The organism is Oerskovia flava (assembly GCF_026163685.1).
In the GTDB taxonomy this organism is placed as follows: domain Bacteria; phylum Actinomycetota; class Actinomycetes; order Actinomycetales; family Cellulomonadaceae; genus Oerskovia_A; species Oerskovia_A flava.
Window position 1 is genome coordinate 482,216 of record NZ_JAOXSR010000001.1, and the last position, 20,062, is coordinate 502,277.

Sequence of the window (20,062 nt, forward strand, 5' to 3'; positions counted from 1 at the left end):
CTTGAGTCGGTTCTCCTGCAGAGCACGGTTGCACGAGCGGTCAACCGAAAACCATTGCGAAGAGGTTTCTGTCTGTGGCATGTTCCCCCTGATGTCCCGCACGACGACGTGCACCGAGGGTCCCGGGTCGACCGCCAGCGCGCGCCGGCCCGCGTCGACCCGGTCGACCTCAACGAGGAGCAGGCATGCAGCACAACGACGTGAAGCCGTCGAGACGGACCGTCCTGCGGTACGGGGCGCTCGCGACGGTCGGTGCCGTCGCGCTGGCGGGTGCGGGCGCACCCGCCGCGGCGGGGCGGACGGGGAGCGCGGGAGGTCTGGTGACGCCCGCGGCCCGCCCGTCTGTCGGGTCCGCGCTCCTGCGTGCGGCGGACCGGTCGGTCACCTTCGACCGCTGGGTCGCGGAGCCCTTCGCCATGGCGGACGTGACGCTGGCGCCGAGCGTCGCGACGCGGGCCCAGGACCAGGCGCTGCACCTCGCCCGCGCCTATCCGGTGGACCGGATCCTCGCGGTCTTCCGACGCAACGCGGGCCTGGACACTCGCGGCGCGGCCGCGCCCGGCGGCTGGGAGGGGTTCGGGCACGCGAACGAGCGGGCATGGGGCCCGGACGACTACCCGGGGCGGGCGAGCACACAGACGGCGAACCTCCTGCGCGGGCACTACGGCGGCCACTTCCTGTCGATGCTCGCCCTCGCCTATGCGAGCACCGGCGACCCCGTGCTCAAGGAGAAGTCCGACGCCGTCGTCGACGGTCTCGGCGAGGTGCAGGCGGCGCTCGCCGCGACGGGGCGGTACAGCCATCCCGGCTTCCTCGCCGCCTACGGGGAGTGGCAGTTCAGCAGGCTCGAGGAGTACGCCCCCTACGGCGAGATCTGGGCGCCCTACTACACGTGCCACAAGATCATGGCGGGGCTCGTGGACGCGTACCGGCTCACGGGCTCGGGGCAGGCGCTCGAGATCGCGGCGTCGATGGCGGACTGGGTCGACCACCGGCTGAGCGGGTTGCCCGCCGCGCAGCTCGAGCGGATGTGGGGCATCTACATCGCGGGCGAGTACGGCGGGATGAACGAGGTCCTCGCGGACCTGGCGGTGCACACGGGCGAGAACGCGTACGCCGAGACCGCGCGGCTGTTCGACCTCACATCGCTCGTCGACGCGTGCGCGCAGGACCAGGACACGCTCGACGGCAAGCACGCGAACCAGCACATCCCGCAGTTCCCCGGGTACCTCAAGCTCTACGACATCACCGGCTCCGAGCGCTACCGCGACGCCACCGAGAACTTCTGGGGCATGGTCGTCCCGGGCCGCACCTATGCGCACGGCGGGCACGGCGAGGGCGAGCTCTTCGGGCCTCCGGGCATCGTCGCCGGCGACATCGGTGCCCGCAACGCCGAGACGTGCGGCACCTACAACATGCTCAAGCTCAGCCGCCTGCTGTTCTTCCACACCCTCGACGCGCGGTACATGGAGTACTACGAGCGCGCGCTGCTCAACCACGTCGTGGGGTCGAAGAAGGACGTCGAGTCCACCACGAGCCCCGAGGTCACGTACATGTACGGCGTGAATCCCGGGACCCGCCGGGAGTACGGCAACACGGGGACGTGCTGCGGGGGCACCGGGTTGGAGAACCACGTGAAGTACCGCGACTCGGTGTACTTCCGCGCGGTCGACGGCGGTGTGCTCTACGTCAACCTCTACCTGGCGTCGACGCTCGACTGGCCCGAGGAGGGGTTCCGCGTCGTGCAGGAGACGCAGTACCCGCGGGTCGGGTCGAGCGTGCTGACGGTCGACGGCGACGGTCCGCTCGACCTGCGCCTCCGGGTGCCGGGATGGGTCCGGCGCGGGTTCCGTGTGCGCGTCAACGGCGCGGAGCAGGAGATCGACGCCGTCCCGGGCACGTACGTCAGCGTCTCGCGCGCCTGGAGCCGCGGCGACCGGGTGGAGATCGACATGCCGATGAGCGTGCGAGCGGTGCCGACGCCCGACAACCCGCGGGTGCAGAGCATCGAGCACGGCCCGACGGTCCTGCTCGCCCGCAGCACCTCGCGCAGCTTCCTGCGGCTCTCGCTGTCCACCCACCTCGGCCTCGACGGGTCGCTCGACGCCGCGCTCACCAACCTCGGGGACGGGTACTTCCGCCTCGGCGACCTCGTTCTCGAACCGGCGTGGTCCGGCGACGACACCCAGTACCACATGTACGTCGAACGACATGAGCCGAGGGTGGCCTTCGCCGGCCTCGACAGCGGCGTGCGCAACGCCGCGCGCGCCGACGGGACCTCCTTCCTCGACGTCGTCTGGGAGGCGGGCGGCTTCTCCTCCCGCCACGAATTCCTCACGACCGTGCAGCGGACCGCGGACGACTTCGTCGGCGCGGGCCTGCTGAGCCGCCGGGACGCCCAGCGCATCCTGGTCACCGCCGGCCGGGCGAGGCTCGCATGAGCGCCCGGACGAGCACATGGCCCGGTGCCGGCACCGGCGCCCGTGCCCGGCTGGCCGTCGCGGTCGCGGTGGTCCTGACGTGCCTCGCGGGCCTCGGCGCCACGGTGAACGCCTCGCTCGCGGCGTCCACGTCCTCGGCGAACGCCACCGCGGCTGCCGCCGAGCCGGTGAACGTCGCGCTCGTCGGTGAGCCCGCCGCGAGCTACACGGCCGCCTGGAACACCCTCGAGGCGGTCAACGACGGCGCGGGCGTGAGCACGGGCGGCGCGCACGGTGCGACGTGGGGGACCTACGGGCAGAACCCGCGGCCCGCGACGCAGTGGCTCGAGTACTCGTGGCCCGCACCGGTGACGGTGGACCGGTCGGTCGTGCGCTTCTGGTCCGACGGCGCGGACGCCAATGGTGACAACGTCCGGGTGCCGCAGTCGTGGACGATCCAGTACTGGGACGCCGCGGCGGGAGCCTTCGCCGACCTGCCGGAGCCGAGCGGCTTCCCGGTGGCGCGGCTCGAACCGAACGAGACGACGTTCGACGCCGTGTCCACCACGCGCCTGCGGGCGACGTTCTCGGCCCTCCCTGGCGGACCGGGCAGCACCTTCTCGGCCGTGGGCGTCTCCGAGTGGGAGGTCTGGGGCTCCGGCGGTGTCGAGGAGCCCGAGCCCGTCGACCCGCACGGCCCGATCGACGTCGCCCCGGTGCACGTCCCGACCCCGGTGGGTGTCCTGCCGGACCTCCCGGCCAAGGTCGACGCGGTCTTCGTGGACGGACGGGTCGAGCGCGTCGCGGTCGACTGGCAGGAGGTGACGGCCGACGACGTCGCGCAACCGGGCGCCCTCGAGGTCACCGGCACCACCGAGGCGTTCGCGGACCTCGTGCGCGGCACCGTGCACGTCCGCGCGGGCGAGCCGGGCGCCGTCGTCGGCGTCGACCCCGTGAGCGTCGTGACGCTCGCGGGCGTCGCTCCCGTGCTCTCGCCGGTCGTCACCGCGGCGTACGAGGACGGGTCGAGGGACAGTCGGACCGAGGTGTCCTGGGGCCCGGTCGCACCGGCGGACTACGCCGAGCCCGGTGGGTTCTTCCTCGTCCCCGGCACGGTGGCCGGCACGGACCTGGAGGCAGAGGCCGTCGTGTTCGTGCTCGCACCGGACGACGTCGAGGACACCCTGCCGCCCACGGTGACGATCACCGCGGAGCCCGGCCCGACGACGTCGGGATGGATCGTGACGCACCCCGAGGTCGTGGTGGTGGCGAGCGACAACCGCGACCCGTCGCCCGCGGTCGAGATCAGCGTGGACGACGGCGCGTGGACGCCCTACGCGGGGCCGTTCGCCGTCGACCAGGACGGGGTGCGCACGGTCCGTGCCCGCGCGACCGACGAGGCGGGGAACGTCGGCGAGGCGGTGCGCGAGCTGCGCGTCGACACGGTCGCGCCGGTGACCACCGCGACGGTCCGCGACCTGGGTGCGGGCGTGGAGATCACGCTCGAGGCGACCGACGCCGGCTCGGGGGTCGACCGCATCCAGTGGGAGGGCCCGGGGACCTTCTGGGGCACGTACTCCGAGCCGTTCACGCGCGCGCTGACCGACGAGGTGCAGGTGATCGAGTTCGCGGCGACGGACGCCGCGGGCAACGTCGAGGAGCGCGGCCGTCTCGAGCTCCCTGCGCGGGGTGAAGGCCTTGACGTCGACGTGGTCGTCACGCCGCGCTGCCTCGCCGGGACGGTCCACGTGGCGGTCCGCGCGACGAACGCCGAGGACGTGCCGCTCGACGTCGAGCTCAGCACGCCCTACGGGAACCGGTCGGTGCCGGGCGTCGCCCCGGGTCGATCCGCGTACCAGTCCTTCACGGCCCGCGCGGCGTCGGTCGACGGCGGGGACGTGGCGGTCACGGCCACGGCCGGCGGCGACCCGACCACCGTCTCCGTGGCGTTCCCCGCGACCGACTGCGGCTGACCCCGGCCGTCCCACCAACCCGTCCACCAGCACCCTTCGAGGAGAGACGATGACGACCTCCCGAGCACGACACGACCACCGATCTGCCGCAACCCGCTCGCGGCACCGGCATCGTTCCCGACCCCGTTCCCGCTCAGGTCCGCCGGTGGCCGGCGCGCTCGTGACCGCGCTCGTCGCGGCCACGGCGGTCGTGGGAGCGGTCGCGTCGCCGGCCGCAGCGGCGACGTTCACCTCGACGCAGAACCCGATCCTCGGTGACGGCAGCTACTACTCTGCCGACCCGGCGCCGCTCGTCGTGCCGGCGGGCGCGCCGGGCAACGACACGGGCGCCGACCAGCTCTACGTCTACACGGGCCACGACGAGGCCGGGCCGACGACGAACGACTTCATCATGAACGAGTGGGGCGCGTTCGTGACGGCCGACGTGGACGCCGGCGAGTGGACGCACCACCCGTCGCTCATGCGTCCCGAGCAGGTGTTCGACTGGGCGTCGCCCGGCCGCGCGTACGCCGGGCAGGTCGTGCGCGGCATCGACGACCGGTACTACTGGTACGTGCCCGTCCACGAGGCGGCGAGCACCGCGAGCGACCGGTTCGGCATCGGCATCGCGGTGTCCGAGACCCCGACCGGGCCGTGGACCGACCACGTCGGGGCCCCGATCATCTCCCAGCGGCTCCCGACGCCGAACACCATCCACAACATCGACCCGACGGTGCTCGTCGACGGGGAGGGCGAGGACCGGCGCGTCTACGTCTACTGGGGGAGCTTCGGCAACCTGCGGATGCTCGAGCTCGACCAGGACATGAAGACGCCGGTGGGCCAGGTGAGCACGGTCACCGGCCTGACCGGGTTCTTCGAGGGGGCGTGGGCGTTCGAGCGCGACGGCACCTACTACATGGCGTACGCCGGCAACAACGCCGGACCGACGTCGTCGTGCACCCCCGCGAACTACCACGCGTGCCTCGCCTACGGGACGGCGCCCGCGCCCACCGGCCCCTGGACGTACCGCGGCACCATCCTCTCGCCGGTCTCCTCGACGACCAGCCACCCCGGCATCGTCGAGCACGACGGCGAGTGGTGGCTGGCGTACCACACGGCCGACGCCGTGGGCGGCAACCACTTCCGCCGCTCGGTCGCGATCGACCGGGTCGAGTGGGACGACAGCCAGACGCCGCCGCGGATCAAGCCTGTCGTCACGACACCGGAGCGGACCAAGGACGTCACGCCGCGTGCCAACGTCGCTCAGGAGGCGACGGTCACGGTGTCGAACGAGCCCGTCCCCACGCAGTACTGGAAGAAGGCGCTCAACGACGAGATCGTGCGCCCCAACCCGCTCCCGCCGGACATGTGGGGGACCTGGACGGGCAACAACCCGCCCCAGCAGTGGGTGCAGTACACCTGGGACCAGCCGATGCGGCTCGCGGGCTCACAGATCGACTTCTGGAACGACCAGCCGCAGGGCACGGGGGTCGGCGTCGCAGCACCCGCGTCCTGGCGCATCCAGTACTGGGACGCGTCGGGCACGGGTGCGTGGGTCGACGTCGCGAACCCGAGCGCCTACGGCACGGCGACGAACGGCTTCCAGTCGACGACCTTCGACCCCGTCACGACGACGCAGGTGCGTGCGGTCTTCGACGCCTCGACGAACGGCAGCACCTACTCGGGCGTGGCCGTCGAGGAGTGGAAGGTCCTCGCCCAGCAGCCCGAGGCCGTCGAGCCGCCCGCGATGACCGTCGAGGTCGGGGAGACCGAGCTGCCGGGGACCGTCCCGGTGACGTTCCCGGGCGGGACGACGCTCGCGGTCCCCGCGTTCTGGGACGAGGTCACCGCCGACGACGTCGCGGAGCCTGGGACGTTCACCGTCGAGGGGTCCGTCCTCGGCCACGCGGACGGACGGGTGGGCGCCGAGGTCACGGTGATCCCGGCGCAGGCCGCCGAGGGCGACGAGACCGCGCCGACACTCACGCTCACGCCCCTCGGGAGCGCGGGCAGCGACGGCTGGTTCCGCTCGGACGTGCGCGTGCGCGTCGACGCCGCGGACGACTCGGGCGGGCGCGTCGTGCTCACCACGCAGGTGGACGACGACGACCCGGTCACCACTGAGCCGACGCGCACCACCGAGGTCGTGGTGGCGGGCGACGGCGAGCACCGGGTCGTGGCACGGGCGACAGACCGCGCGGGCAACGTCTCCGACGAGGAGGCGCTCGACGTCCTCGTCGACCGGGTGGCCCCGGTCAGCACGGGCACGCTCGACCCCGACGCCCGGACCGTGACGGTCACGGCGACCGACGCGACGTCCGGCGTCGCGCTCGTCGAGGTCGCGATCGGCACGGGCGCGTGGCAGGTCTACGACGGCCCGGTCGCCGCACCGGACGCGAGCCAGCACCGGGTCTCCTTCCGCGCGGTCGACGCGGCGGGCAACACCGAGACGCCGAAGGTCGTGACGATCCCGGCCGACATCTCGGGACCGCTCACGGGGAACGTCGCACCGATCGCCACGGCGAGCGCGTCGTACACGGCCGGCTGGAACAGCGTCGGCGCCCTCAACGACGGCGCCGACCCCGCCACCCCGAGCCAGGCCCAGATCTGGGGCACGTGGTCGGGCAACCGGCCCGCGAGCCAGTGGGTCCGCTACGACTGGGCCCGTCCGGTCCGGCTCACCGGGGCCGAGCTGAAGTTCTGGCGGGACTCGAACCCGGGCACGGGGGACGGGGTCGCTGCGCCCGACGGGTGGTCCCTGGAGTACTGGGACGACGACGCGGGCGCCTGGGCGGACGTCGCGGACGCGTCGGGGTACGGCACGTCGACCACGGCCTTCAACACCGTCACCTTCGAGCCCGTGACGACCTCACGGCTGCGCGCCACCGTGCAGGCGAACGGCAACGGCTCGACGTACTCCGCCGTCGCGATCACCGAGTGGCGCGTGTTCGCGGACGACCCGGGCACGGGTCCGGTCGTCCCGGAGCTCGCCGTGACCGCGACCGCGCAGACGCGTTGCGTGGCGGGCCGGGCCTACGTCGTGGTCCGTGCGGTCAACGATCATGACGGGCCCGTCGACGTCGCGCTCGAGACCGCGCACGGGTCACGGACGGTGGACGCGGTGGCACCGGGCAAGAGCGCCTACCAGTCCTTCGCGGTCCGCGCGGCCCACGTCGACGGCGGCGACGCCGTCGTGCGCGCGAAGGGGAGCGTCGGCGGCCAGGAGGTGAGCGTCGACGTCGTGGTGCCCTACGAGCCGATCGTCTGCGGCTGATCCACGGCCGGACGAGGCGCGGCGGGAGGCCAACGTGCGCTTCCCGCCGCGCGGCGTGTCGTGGGCACGGCCGGGCGCACCCTAGGCTGGGCGATCATCAGCCCGGTCGGGCAGCTCCAGCCGGAGGGAGGGTGGCATGAGCCAGTCGCCGCACGACGGTGCCGACGCGCCCCGGCGCCCTGTCGGCCGGACGCCGGACGCCCTCGGTGCCACCGATCTCCGGCACCGCCGCCGCCCGTCGCCCGAGGTGTACCGGCGTCGTCGCCTCGTCGTGGGTCTCGCCGCGCTGCTCGCCGTGGTCCTGGTCGTGGTGTTCCTCGCCGTCGTGTGGCCCGGGTTCGCCCGCCCCGCGGCCGAGGAGGAGCCCGCCCCCACGGTGACGGTCACCGAGCCCCCGCAGACGCCGACGATCGACCCCGTCGAGCGCACGCTGGACGCCCAGTTCGCGCAGGCGCTGCCATCCGAGGTCCTGCGGTTCGCCCTGCGCAGCGAGGGCGAGACGGAGGCGCTCGACGGGTGGGACCCGCTCGAGGCCTACGAGCTGGTCTACGCCGACGCGGCGGGCGACGACGCCACGAGGGTCACGGTCGTCGCCGGCCAGTGGTCCACCGATGCCGAGGCCCGGACCGTGGCCGAGGCGCTGGTCGCCGAGGCAGGCACCCCGACCTCGACCGGCGACGTCCTGGTCGACGGCGAGACTGCCGGCACCTACGCCGTCACCCCCGCCGAGGACGGCACGGCGACGGTGACGTGGTACAACGGCACCGCGGTGGTGCAGGCCACGGGACCGGTCGAGGACATCGAGGACTTCTATACGGTCTTCCCGATCTGACCCGAGGCGCCGGGAGGCGCCCGGCACCCCACACCATGACCGGCGCGTCGGTGGAAGCCGCCGCCCGCGCCGGGCGGACGACGAGGAAGCAGGCAGGACATGACCGGAACCGACGAGGCCGTGACGCGGATCGCCGTCCTCGGCGCGGGCGTGATGGGGGAGACCGTGCTCGCGGGGGCGCTCGCGGCCGGCTGGTCGCCGGACGACGTCGTCGCGACGGTCCGGCGTGACGAGCGTGCGGCCGAGCTGCGCGTGCGCCACGAGGTCGAGGTGACGCACGACAACGTCGAGGCGGTCTCCGGCGCCGGCGTCGTGGTGGTCGCGGTGAAGCCGAAGGACGTCGCCACCCTCCTCGCGCAGGTCGCGGACCACCTGGCGCCTGGCGCGGTCGTCCTGAGCGTCGCCGTCGGGCTCCCCACGACCTTCTTCGAGTCGCGCCTGCCGTCGGGCACGCCCGTCGTGCGGGTCATGCCGAGCACGCCGTCGGTGATCGGGGCGGGGGTCAGCGCCGTGAGCGGCGGGGCCGCCGCCACGGAGGACCACGTCGCTCTCGTCGAGCGGGTGCTCGCCGCGACCGGTCTCGTGGTGCGGGTCCCGGAGAAGGACCAGGACGCCGTCGGGGCCCTGTCCGGGTCCGGCCCGGCCTACGTGTTCTACGTGGTGGACGCGCTCGCGGAGGCCGGGGTGCTGCTCGGCCTGAGCCGTGAGCTCTCGCTCCGGCTCGCGACCGCGACCGTGGCCGGCAGCGCGGCGATGCTCCAGGAGACGGGTGAGCACCCGGCGGTGCTGCGGGAGCGGGTGTCGTCGCCCGGCGGGACCACGGTCGCCGCGGTGCGACGGCTGGACGCCGGTGGGGTCCGGGCGGCGTTCCTCGACGCGCTCGAGGCGGCGCGGGACCGTTCCCAGGAGCTCGCCGCGGCGCTGGAGCGCGACTGATGGCGGAACCTGCCCGGGTGCGCCCACCTGCGATGTCCGACGTGGCGCGCCTCGCGGGTGTCTCCCACCAGACCGTGTCGCGGGTGCTCAACGACCATCCGAGCGTGCGGTCGGAGACCCGCGAGCGTGTCCTCGACGCCATCGCGACCCTCGGGTACAGGCGCAACAGCGCCGCCCGTGCGCTCGTGACGATGCGCTCCGCGACGGTCGGCGTGGTGACGACCGGCTCTGCGCTCTACGGCCCCACCAGCACGCTGATCGCCGTCGAGGAGGCCGCCCGGGAGCAGGGCTACTACGTGAGCGTGGCGACCATCCGGCGGTACGACGCCGAGACCATGCACCGGGCGCTCGAGCACTTCATGGCGCAGGGCGTCGAGGGCATCGTGGTCATCGCCCCGCAGACGGACGTCGCGGCCGCGGTCGACTCGTTCCGTGCCCCGGTGCCGGTGATCATGATCGCGGCCCGGGAGCACCACGAGCCGGCGGAGGCCGACGCGTCCGCCGTGGTGGGCACGTCCGCCGGGAGCATCCTGCCGATCTCGGTGGACCAGCAGCTCGGCGCCCGGCTCGCCACGGAGCACCTGCTCGAGCTGGGTCACGCGAGCGTCCTGCACCTCTCGGGCCCGCTCGACTGGTTCGACGCCCGCGAGCGCGAGACGGGGTGGCGGGACGCGCTCGAGGCGCATGGCGCCGAGATCCCCGACCCGATCGCGTGCGACTGGTCCTCGGACTGCGGGTACGACGTGGGGCGAGAGCTCGCGGAGTCCGTCCGTGCCGGGGACGGGCCCACCGCCGTGTTCGCGAGCAACGACCAGCTCGCGCTGGGGCTCCTGCGGGCGTTCTGGGAGGGTGGGGTCCGGGTGCCTCGTGACGTCTCCGTCGTCGGGTTCGACGACGTCGCGGGTGCCGCGCACTTCATCCCGCCGCTGACCACGGTGCGCCAGCCGTTCGCCGAGCTGGGCCGCCGGTGCATGGCGATGGTGGTCGACGCCCTGGGGGGCGCGCAGGTACGCAGCACGCAGATCGCGCCGGTGCTCGTGGTCCGCGACAGCTCGGCCGGCCCCAGGGGGTGAGCGCGGGGGTTGACGGGACCTGCGCGGAACCGGTTCGAGTCAGGGGTTGGATCCTGCGCGTGTGAGCGCTAACATTCTTGGACGGCAGTACGGCGACACACACGCGGCAGAGCGGCCGCGACGAGGAGGAGCAGCGATGGTGCAGCAGGGCGAGGCCCCCGACCTTCGGGAGGTCGTCACCTCCGGAGCGACCGCCCTCGGTATCGAGCTGGGCTCGACCAGGATCAAGGCGTGCCTCGTGGGGCTGGACGGCACACCCCTGGCGAGCGGCAGCCACGAGTGGGAGAACGAGTTCGTCGAGCGCACGTGGACGTACTCCTTGGACGCGGTCCGTACCGGGCTGCAGGACGCCTACGCGCGGCTCGCGGACGACGTCGAACGTCGGGCGGGCGTGCGGCCGACCACCTTCGGCGCGATCGGCGTGTCCGCGATGATGCACGGCTACCTGGCCTTCGACGCCGACGACGAGCTGCTGGTGCCGTTCCGTACCTGGCGCAACACCACGACCGGTCCGGCGGCGGCCGAGCTCTCCGAGCTGTTCGGGCACAACATCCCGCTGCGCTGGTCGATCGCGCACCTCTACCAGGCGATCCTCGACGACGAGCCGCACGTGGCCGACGTCGCCTCGCTCACGACGCTCGCGGGCTACGTCCACCGGTGCCTCACGGGGCGGACGGTCCTGGGGGTGGGGGACGCCTCCGGCGTCTTCCCGATCGACCCGCAGACAGGTGGCTACGACCGGCGGATGCTCGAGGCCTTCGACGCGCTCGTCGCCGAGCGCCGCCCGGGCACCACGCTCGAGAAGCTGCTGCCCGAGGTGCTCGTCGCCGGCCAGGAGGCCGGTCGCTTGACCGCCCAGGGCGCGGCGCTCCTCGACCCGACGGGCGCGCTGCAGCCCGGTATCACGCTGTGCCCGCCCGAGGGCGACGCGGGCACCGGCATGGTCGCCACGAACTCGGTGGCCCCCCGTACGGGCAACGTCAGCGCGGGCACGAGCATCTTCGCCATGGTCGTCCTCGAGCGCCCCCTCGAGAACCGCCACCACGAGCTGGACCTCGTCACCACTCCCGCCGGTGACCTGGTCGCGATGGTGCACTGCAACAACGGCGCCAGCGAGCTGAGCGCCTGGGCGGACATGTTCGCCGAGCTCGGGAGCGCGCTGGGCGCGCAGGCCGGCCCGGACGAGGTCTTCGGGGCGCTGTTCCGTGCGGCGCTCGCCGGCGACGCCGACGGGGGCGGGCTGCTGGCGTACAACTACCTGGCCGGCGAGCCGATCACAGGCCTGGACGAGGGCCGGCCCCTGTTCGTCCGCACGCCTGACAGCCGCCTGACCCTGGCGAACTTCATGCGCGCGCAGATCTACGGTGCGTTCGGCACGCTCGCCCTCGGGATGCGCGTGCTCGACGGCGAGGGCGTCGCGCTGGACGCCATGTTCGCCCACGGGGGGCTCTTCAGGACGGCCGGGGTCGCGCAGCGGCTGCTGGCCGCCGCGCTCGACGCCCCCGTGACCGTCGGGCGGACCGCGGGCGAGGGCGGCGCCTGGGGGATCGCCGTGCTTGCGGCGTACCAGCACGCGCGGTCGCAGCAGCCAGGCGCGTCCGACCTCGGCACCTACCTGCGCGAGCACGTCTTCGCCACGGCCGAGCTCGAGACCGTGGCGCCCGACGCCGCGGACGTCGCCGGGTTCGGCGCGTACCTCGAGCGGTACAGCGCCGGGCTCGCCGTCGAGCGCGCCGCCACCGCGGCGCTCTAGCCCGGGACCACCGATCAGACCCGCCGAGCGGACGGACCCGCCCGGACCGGGACCCACGAAGGAGAACCAGACGATGAGCACGCCGAGCCCCACCGACGCCCTGCGGTCGCCCCTGCAGGAGGTGCCGGCCGCCCTGCGGGAGTCCGTCGACGCCGCGAAGGAACGGGTCGCGACGCTGCACGCCGAGCTGCCCCGCTGGGAGCTCGTGGTCTGGACGGCGGGCAACGTCTCCGAGCGTGTCCGTGCCTCGGGCGACCCGGGCGACCCGGGCGGACCGGGCACCGGCGACCTGCTCGTCATCAAGCCGTCCGGGGTCGCGTACGACGACATCACCCCCGCGGCGATGGTCGTGTGCGACCTCGAGGGCAACCTCGTCGAGGGCGACCGGGCGCCGTCGTCCGACACGGCGGCGCACGCCTACGTCTACCGCCACATGCCCGAGGTGGGCGGGGTCGTGCACACCCACTCGACGTACGCGACGGCGTGGGCCGCGCGCGGCGAGCCCGTGCCGTGCGTCCTGACGATGATGGCCGACGAGTTCGGCGGAGACATCCCCGTCGGCCCCTTCGCGCTCATCGGTGACGACTCGATCGGTCGGGGCATCGTCGAGACCCTCAGCGGTTCGCGCAGCCCGGCGGTGCTCATGCGCAACCACGGCCCGTTCACCATCGGCAAGGACGCGCGCTCGGCCGTCAAGGCGGCCGTCATGTGCGAGGAGGTCGCACGGACCGTCCACATCAGCCGCCAGCTCGGCGAGCCGACGCGTATCGCCCAGGACGACGTCGACTCCCTCTACGCGCGCTACCAGAACGTCTACGGCCAGCAGCCGGCGCGCTGAGGCAGCACCCGCCACGACCGCAGCACCGAACGACCCAGCAGTTACCGGTACGACAGCACACGGGAGGGGCCCGCGCCGACGCGGACCCCGGCCCACGACACGAGAGATGTGGACGAGATGACCAAGCCCTACGCGGACCGCGAGATCTGGTTCTTCACCGGGAGCCAGGACCTGTACGGCGAGGAGACGCTGCGACAGGTCGCCGAGCAGTCGCAGGAGGTCGCGCGAACGCTCGACGCGTCGTCCGACGTGCCTGCGACCGTCGTGTGGAAGCCGGTGCTCAAGGATGCGGGCGCCATCCGCCGCGCGATGCTCGACGCGAACGCCGACGACCGCGTGCTCGGTGTCGTCACGTGGATGCACACGTTCAGCCCCGCGAAGATGTGGATCGGCGGTCTCGACGCGCTGCGCAAGCCGCTGCTGCACCTGCACACGCAGGCGAACGTCGAGCTCCCGTGGGACACGATCGACTTCGACTTCATGAACCTCAACCAGGCCGCGCACGGCGACCGGGAGTACGCGTACATCGCGACGCGCCTCGGCGTGGCGCGCACGACCGTCGTCGGCCACGCGTCGAACCCCGCCGTGACCGCGCGCATCGGTGCGTGGACGCGCGCCGCGGCCGGCTGGGCCGCGACGCACGAGCTGCGCCTCGCCCGCTTCGGCGACAACATGCGCAACGTCGCGGTCACCGAGGGTGACAAGACGGAGGCCGAGCTGCGCTTCGGCGTCTCGGTGAACACGTGGGGTGTCAACGACCTCGTCGAGGCGGTCGCCGCGGTGGACGACGCCCGGGTGGACAGCCTCGTGCTCGAGTACGAGAACCTCTACGACGTCGCCCCGGAGCTGCGCAAGGACGGCGACCGGCACGAATCGCTGCGCTACGCCGCGCGGCAGGAGATCGCGCTCGAGACGTTCCTCGAGTCCGTGGGGGCCAAGGCCTTCACGACGAACTTCGAGGACCTCGGTGACCTGCGCCAGCTGCCCGGCATCGCGGTGCAGCGCCTGATGTCCAAGGGGTACGGGTTCGGCGCCGAGGGCGACTGGAAGACGGCGGTGCTCGTGCGCGCGGCCAAGGTCATGGGCGAGGGCCTGCCGGGCGGGGCCTCTCTCATGGAGGACTACACCTACGACCTCACCCCGGGCCACGAGCGGATCCTCGGCGCCCACATGCTCGAGGTCTGCCCGTCGCTGACCACCTCGAAGCCCCGCGTGGAGATCCACCCGCTCGGCATCGGCGGCAAGGAGGACCCGGTCCGGATGGTGTTCGACGCCGACCCCGGTGTGGGTGTCGTCGTGTCTCTCGCCGACATGCGGGACCGGTTCCGTCTGACGGCCAACGTCGTCGACGTCGTCGCGCCGACCGCTCCGCTGCCCCACCTGCCGGTCGCGCGCGCCGTGTGGGAGCCGCGTCCGGACTTCGCGACCTCGGCGGAGTCGTGGCTCACCGCCGGCGGCGCGCACCACACGGTGCTGTCCACCGGGGCGGGTGTCGACGCGTTCGAGATCTTCGCCGACATCGCCGGCACCGAGCTCCTTGTCATCGACGAGAGCACAACGCGTCGTGGGTTCCGCGACCAGGTGCGCTGGAACCAGGCCTACTACCGCCTCGCCCAGGGCCTGTAGGTCTCCCTCACGGGGCGGCACACCCCTACGGGCGGTCGCCGGGGACCGTGGCCGGGCGGACCGGCCACGGTCGACCCGGTGCGCCACGGCCTGTCCGGGTGCGTTGCCGGGGGTCGGTAGGTCGTGATCGAACCGTGACCCAGAGGGCTTTCGCCCGGTGTGTGTGAGCGCTAACATCGGAGCCAGGGGGGTGTGAGCGTTCACACAGCGGAACCGGGTTCGAGGCACAGGTGCTTCGAGTCGGTCGAGCTGATCGATGAGCTTCGGTTTGACGGGTTTCATTTGTCATTCGGACGTTGACACCGCTAGATATTGACAAACCTGAACAGACACCGACAGCGCCCAACAGGATGCGGTCGGTCACGCACGGAACGGTCCGGGCACGATGCCAGGACCGGCATCTCAAGGAGGAGAGCATGTTCAGCACTTTCACGGCGCGCAGGCGTCTGACAGGAGTTCTCGCCGGTGCGGCGATCTTCGCGCTCGCAGCCTGCGGCGGCGGCGACACCGACGGCGGTGGCGGCGCCGAGGGTGACGGCGACGGCGGCACGAGCGGCGACACGATCGTCGTCGGCTTCTCGCAGGTCGGCGCCGAGAGCGGCTGGCGCGCGGCGAACACCAAGTCCATCCAGGACACCCTGACCGCCGAGAACGGCTTCGACCTCAAGTTCTCCGACGCGCAGCAGAAGCAGGAAAACCAGATCCAGGCGATCCGGTCCTACATCGCCCAGGGCGTCGACGTCATCGCCTTCTCGCCTGTCGTGGAGTCCGGCTGGGACTCGGTGCTCGAGGAGGCTCGCGACGCGGGCATCCCCGTCGTGCTGACGGACCGGGCCGTGGACTCCGAGGACGACACGCTCTACGAGTCCTTCATCGGCTCCGACTTCGTCCTCGAGGGTGAGATGGCCGGTGAGTGGGTCTCGGAGAACCTCGCGGCCGAGCAGCTCAACGTCGTCGAGCTCCAGGGCACCACCGGCGCCGCGCCCGCGATCGACCGCAAGACCGGGTTCGAGTCGGCCACGGCCGGCAACCCGAACATCGAGATCATCGCGTCTCAGACCGGCAACTTCACGCGGACCGAGGGCAAGCAGGTCATGGAGGGCTTCCTGCAGGCCCACGACGACATCGACCTGGTCTTCGCGCACAACGACGACATGGGCCTCGGTGCGATCGAGGCGATCGAGGCCGCCGGCATGGTGCCCGGCGAGGACATCAAGATCGTCACGATCGACGCGGTCAAGGACGGCATGCAGGCGCTGGCCGACGGCAAGATCAACTACATCGTCGAGTGCAACCCGCTGCTCGGCCCGGACCTGGCCGAGATCATCAAGAGCGTCATCGCCGGCGAGCCGGTCGAGAAGCGCATCGTCGTCGAGGACCTCGCGTTCGACCAGGAAGCAGCCATCGAGGCGCTCCCCACCCGCGAGTACTGACGCGGACAGCACGACCTGACGGTGGGGACGCGGCACCGCGTCCCCACCGCTACCACGGACGGGTCGTGCACCAGGTGCTTCGAGGCCCTGGTGCACGGCCGACACCCCGCAGTCCCGCACGCTGCACAGCACGCCGCCCGCGCCCCGCGCGGGCTCGGCACGGAAGGTCAACGATGACTACGCCACACGACGCCCCACCGGTCGTCGAGATGACGGGGATCTCGATCGAGTTCCCCGGAGTCAAAGCTCTGCAGGCCGTGGACTTCACCCTTCGCGCGGGCGAGGTCCACGCCCTCATGGGGGAGAACGGCGCCGGCAAGTCCACGCTCATCAAGGCGCTCACGGGCGTCTACTCGATCGACTCCGGCCGGATCGTCGTGGACGGCCAGGAGCAGGAGTTCAGCGGTCCCGGGCAGGCCCAGTCCGCCGGCATCAGCACCGTGTACCAGGAGGTGAATCTCTGCGAGAACCTCTCGGTCGCCGAGAACATCATGCTCGGTCACGAGCCGCGCCGTGCCGGCGCGATCGACTGGCGTGCCACCCGGCGCACCGCGGGCGAGCTGCTCACGCGGCTGAACCTCAACATCGACCCGGCCTCCTCGCTGTCGGCGCACTCGCTCGCCGTCCAGCAGCTGGTCGCGATCTGCCGTGCCATGGTCGTCGACTGCAAGGTCCTCATCCTCGACGAACCGACCTCGAGCCTGGACGCGGACGAGGTCGCGCAGCTGTTCGCCGTGATGCGGTCTCTGCGCGACCAGGGCGTCGCGATCCTCTTCGTCTCGCACTTCCTCGAGCAGATCTACGAGATCTCGGACCGGATGACCGTTCTGCGCAACGGTCAGCTCGTCGGTGAGTACCGCACGGCCGACCTGCCCCGCCTCGAGCTGGTCTCGAAGATGATCGGTACCTCGCTCGAGGTGCTCGAGGAGCTCGAGGAGGCGCCCAAGCGATCAGTCGCCGAGCGCCCCGACACCGCTCCGCTCGTCCAGGCCGTCGGGCTCGGGCGCAAGGGCTCGGTACAGCCGTTCGACCTGGACCTCTACGAGGGCGAGGTCGTCGGGCTGGCGGGCCTGCTGGGGTCCGGCCGTACCGAGCTTGCTCGGCTGCTCGCCGGCGCCGACCGCGCGGACTCCGGTCTGACGCGCATCGCGGGCGCGCTCGCGCGCCTGCGCACCCCACGCGCGGCCATGCAGCACGGCATCGCCTTCTCCTCCGAGCACCGCAAGGCCGAGGGCATCATCGGTGACCTGACGGTCCGGGAGAACATCATCCTGGGGGTCCAGGCCGACCGCGGCTGGGCCCGCCGGCTCCCGCGCAAGCGGGCGGACGAGATCGTCGACCGCTACATGACCGCGCTCGACATCCGGCCGGCGAACCCCGACGCCCTGATCCGCAACCTCTCGGGCGGCAACCAGCAGAAGGTGCTGCTCGCCCGGTGGCTCGCGACCGCACCCCGCCTCCTGCTGCTGGACGAGCCGACCCGCGGCATCGACGTCGGCGCGAAGGCGGAGATCCAGCGGCTGGTCGCCCAGCTCGCCGCCGACGGCATGTCCGTCGTCTTCATCTCCGCGGAGCTGGAGGAGGTCCTGCGGCTCAGCCACCGGATCGCCGTCATGCGGGACCGCGAGAAGATCGCAGAGGTCACCAACAACGAGAACGTCACGGTCAGCGACCTCGTGGAGCTGATCGCGAGCGGAGGTCAGCACCGATGAGCACGCAGGCACCCGCCCCCGCGGACCGCCCGGGCACGAGCGTCGGGTCGCGCGCACCGGGTGACACCCGCCGCGGCCTGACGAGCTTCACGCAGAACCGGCTCTTCTGGCCCGTGGCCGCGCTGGTCCTGCTGGTGGTCGCGAACACGATCAAGAACCCCGGCTTCCTCGGGGTTCGCCTCCAGGACGGCAACCTGTTCGGGGCGACGATCAACATCCTGCGCAACGGTGCGCCGCTGCTGCTCGTGGCCCTCGGTATGACGCTCGTCATCGCGACCCGGGGGATCGACCTGTCGGTCGGCGCCGTGGTCGCGATCTCGGGCGCGGTCGCGTGCAGCTTCATCGCCTCGTCGCCCGACCCTACGAGCGTGACGACGGTGCTCGTCGCCGTGGGGATCGCGCTGACGCTGTCGTTCGTGCTCGGCGTCTGGAACGGGTTCCTCGTCTCGGTGCTCGGGATACAACCGATCATCGCGACCCTCGTCCTCATGACGGCGGGTCGTGGCATCGCGATGCTCATCACGAACGGTCAGATCACGACGGTCAACAGCCCTCCGTTCAAGACGATCGGTTCGGGCTTCTTCCTCGGCCTCCCGGTCGCGATCCTCATCGCGGGCGGGGTCTTCGCCCTCGTCGCGGTCCTGACGCGGCGCACGGCGTTGGGCATGCTCATCGAGTCCGTCGGCATCAACCCGGCGGCGAGCAGGCTCGCCGGGGTCAAGGCGCGCAACATCGTGTGGACCGTGTACGCGGTCGCGGCGCTGTTCGCCGGCCTCGCCGGGTTGATGATCAGCTCCAACGTCATGGCGGCCGACGCGAACAACGCCGGACTGTTCATCGAGCTGGACGCGATCCTCGCCGTCGTCATCGGGGGGACGTCGCTGGCAGGAGGCAAGTTCTCGCTCTCGGGCACCCTGGTCGGCGTCTTCGTCATCCAGACCCTCACTCTGACCGTGACCATGCTTGGCATCTCGCCGTCCGTGACGCCGCTGTTCAAGGCGATCGTCGTCATCGCCGTGTGCCTCATGCAGGCTCCCGTGGTGCGCAAGAAGCTCGCCGCCCGACGGCGCCGCAAGGCGTCGGAGGCCGGTACCGACAGCACGTCCGCCCGCACGGAGGTCGCAGCCTGATGTCCATCGACCAGATCCAGGCGCCCGAGACCAAGAGGTCCGGCGGGCTCGTACCGGCCGTCTCCGGCCTGCGCCGCCGACTGCACATCGACCGCCGCTACCTGCCGGTGCTCGGCACGCTCGTCGTCCTCGCGCTCATGCTCGTGGTCGGGGCGACCCGCTACGACAACTTCCTGTCGGGACGGGTCATCTCGAACCTGTTCATCAACAACTCGTTCCTCATCGTGCTGGCAGTGGGGATGACGTTCGTGATCCTCACCGGCGGCATCGACCTGTCGGTCGGAGCGGTGGTGGCGTTGTCGGGGATCTCCGCGGCCTCGCTCCTGCAGACCGGGTGGCCGGCCGCGGTGGTCATCCCGCTCGTCGTGCTCATCGGCTCCGCGCTCGGCCTGGTCGTCGGGATCATGGTCCACGTCTTCGAGATACAACCGTTCATCGCGACCCTGGCCGCGATGTTCCTCGCGCGTGGACTGAGCTACGTCATCAGCCTCGAGTCGATCACGATCACGAACGAGACGTTCGTGGAGCTCGCGAGCTGGTCGCTGCCGATCGGCGAGACGTGGCGGATCAACGCGAGCGTCGTCATCGCGCTGGTGGTCGTCGCGATCGGCTTCTACGTGCTCCACTACACGCAGTTCGGCCGGACCGTCTACGCGATCGGCGGCGGTGAGCAGTCGGCCATGCTCATGGGTCTGCCCGTCGCACGCACCAAGGTCCTCGTCTACGTCATCAGCGGGACCTGCGCGGGGCTCGGGGGACTGCTGTTCGCCCTCTTCTCCCGGTCCGGCTACTCGCTGACGGGCGTCGGCATGGAGCTCGACGCGATCGCCGCGGTCGTGATCGGAGGCACGCTGCTCACCGGCGGGACGGGATTCGTGCTCGGCTCCGTGCTGGGTGTGCTCGTCCTCGGACTCATCCAGACCATCATCACCTTCGAAGGAACGCTCAGCTCCTGGTGGACCAAGATCGTCATCGGCGCGCTGCTCCTGATCTTCGTGATCCTGCAGCGGGTCCTGGCGGTCCGCCGGACGTAGGTCGTCGGGTGCCGGGCACGTCCCGGCACCCGACGAGTCCCGACGTGCG

At 72.0% G+C, this 20,062-nt stretch carries 13 protein-coding genes; all 13 read left to right on the forward strand.

The genetic code is table 11. From position 1 onward, the window contains the following. Nucleotides 1–185: 185 nt before the first annotated feature. The 13 genes from OHL10_RS02095 to yjfF all read left to right on the forward strand — a co-directional run bounded on the left by OHL10_RS02095 (nt 186) and on the right by yjfF (nt 20,013). Complete coding sequence (locus OHL10_RS02095) at nt 186–2,441, forward strand: glycoside hydrolase family 127 protein (protein ID WP_265520482.1); 2,256 nt, start codon at nt 186–188, stop codon at nt 2,439–2,441. After that, nucleotides 2,438–4,393: an Ig-like domain-containing protein gene (locus tag OHL10_RS02100; RefSeq protein WP_265520483.1), complete on the forward strand. Its 1,956-nt coding sequence runs from the start codon at nt 2,438–2,440 to the stop codon at nt 4,391–4,393. Before OHL10_RS02095 ends, OHL10_RS02100 begins: the two co-directional genes overlap by 4 nt. A gap of 145 nt (nt 4,394–4,538) precedes the next feature. Then, nucleotides 4,539–7,646, forward strand: a complete 3,108-nt coding sequence (locus OHL10_RS02105) for a family 43 glycosylhydrolase (protein ID WP_265520484.1) — start codon at nt 4,539–4,541, stop codon at nt 7,644–7,646. A gap of 136 nt (nt 7,647–7,782) precedes the next feature. Further along, the gene (locus OHL10_RS02110) at nt 7,783–8,478 is read left to right on the forward strand and encodes a hypothetical protein (RefSeq protein WP_265520485.1); all 696 of its coding nucleotides are present in this window, start codon (nt 7,783–7,785) and stop codon (nt 8,476–8,478) included. A 99-nt stretch (nt 8,479–8,577) separates the two neighbouring features. Beyond that, nucleotides 8,578–9,414: a pyrroline-5-carboxylate reductase gene (gene proC / locus OHL10_RS02115; RefSeq protein ID WP_265520486.1), complete on the forward strand. Its 837-nt coding sequence runs from the start codon at nt 8,578–8,580 to the stop codon at nt 9,412–9,414. Next, the gene (locus OHL10_RS02120) at nt 9,414–10,487 is read left to right on the forward strand and encodes a LacI family DNA-binding transcriptional regulator (RefSeq protein WP_265520487.1); all 1,074 of its coding nucleotides are present in this window, start codon (nt 9,414–9,416) and stop codon (nt 10,485–10,487) included. Before proC ends, OHL10_RS02120 begins: the two co-directional genes overlap by 1 nt. Before the next feature lie 136 nt (nt 10,488–10,623). Beyond that, on the forward strand, nt 10,624–12,240 hold the full coding sequence (locus OHL10_RS02125; protein ID WP_265520488.1) for a xylulokinase: 1,617 nt from the start codon (nt 10,624–10,626) through the stop codon (nt 12,238–12,240). Between the two features lie 73 nt (nt 12,241–12,313). Then, a complete protein-coding gene (locus tag OHL10_RS02130; protein WP_265520489.1) occupies nt 12,314–13,078 on the forward strand; it encodes an L-ribulose-5-phosphate 4-epimerase in 765 nt (254 codons plus the stop codon). A 117-nt stretch (nt 13,079–13,195) separates the two neighbouring features. Continuing rightward, nucleotides 13,196–14,704 carry an L-arabinose isomerase gene (gene araA / locus OHL10_RS02135; RefSeq protein WP_265520490.1) on the forward strand — a complete coding sequence of 503 codons (1,509 nt, stop codon included), beginning with the start codon at nt 13,196–13,198 and terminating at the stop codon, nt 14,702–14,704. 416 nt (nt 14,705–15,120) lie between these two features. Next, nucleotides 15,121–16,137, forward strand: coding sequence for an ABC transporter substrate-binding protein (locus OHL10_RS02140; RefSeq protein ID WP_265520491.1), 1,017 nt, complete (start codon nt 15,121–15,123; stop codon nt 16,135–16,137). 173 nt (nt 16,138–16,310) lie between these two features. Then, nucleotides 16,311–17,849: a sugar ABC transporter ATP-binding protein gene (locus tag OHL10_RS02145; RefSeq protein WP_265520492.1), complete on the forward strand. Its 1,539-nt coding sequence runs from the start codon at nt 16,311–16,313 to the stop codon at nt 17,847–17,849. A 77-nt stretch (nt 17,850–17,926) separates the two neighbouring features. Next, a complete protein-coding gene (locus OHL10_RS02150; RefSeq protein ID WP_425498949.1) occupies nt 17,927–18,979 on the forward strand; it encodes an ABC transporter permease in 1,053 nt (350 codons plus the stop codon). Further along, nucleotides 18,979–20,013 (forward strand): galactofuranose ABC transporter, permease protein YjfF, encoded by a 1,035-nt coding sequence (yjfF, locus tag OHL10_RS02155; protein WP_265520494.1) that lies wholly within the window; start codon nt 18,979–18,981, stop codon nt 20,011–20,013. The genes OHL10_RS02150 and yjfF overlap by 1 nt, the downstream gene beginning before the upstream one ends. Nucleotides 20,014–20,062: the final 49 nt, after the last annotated feature.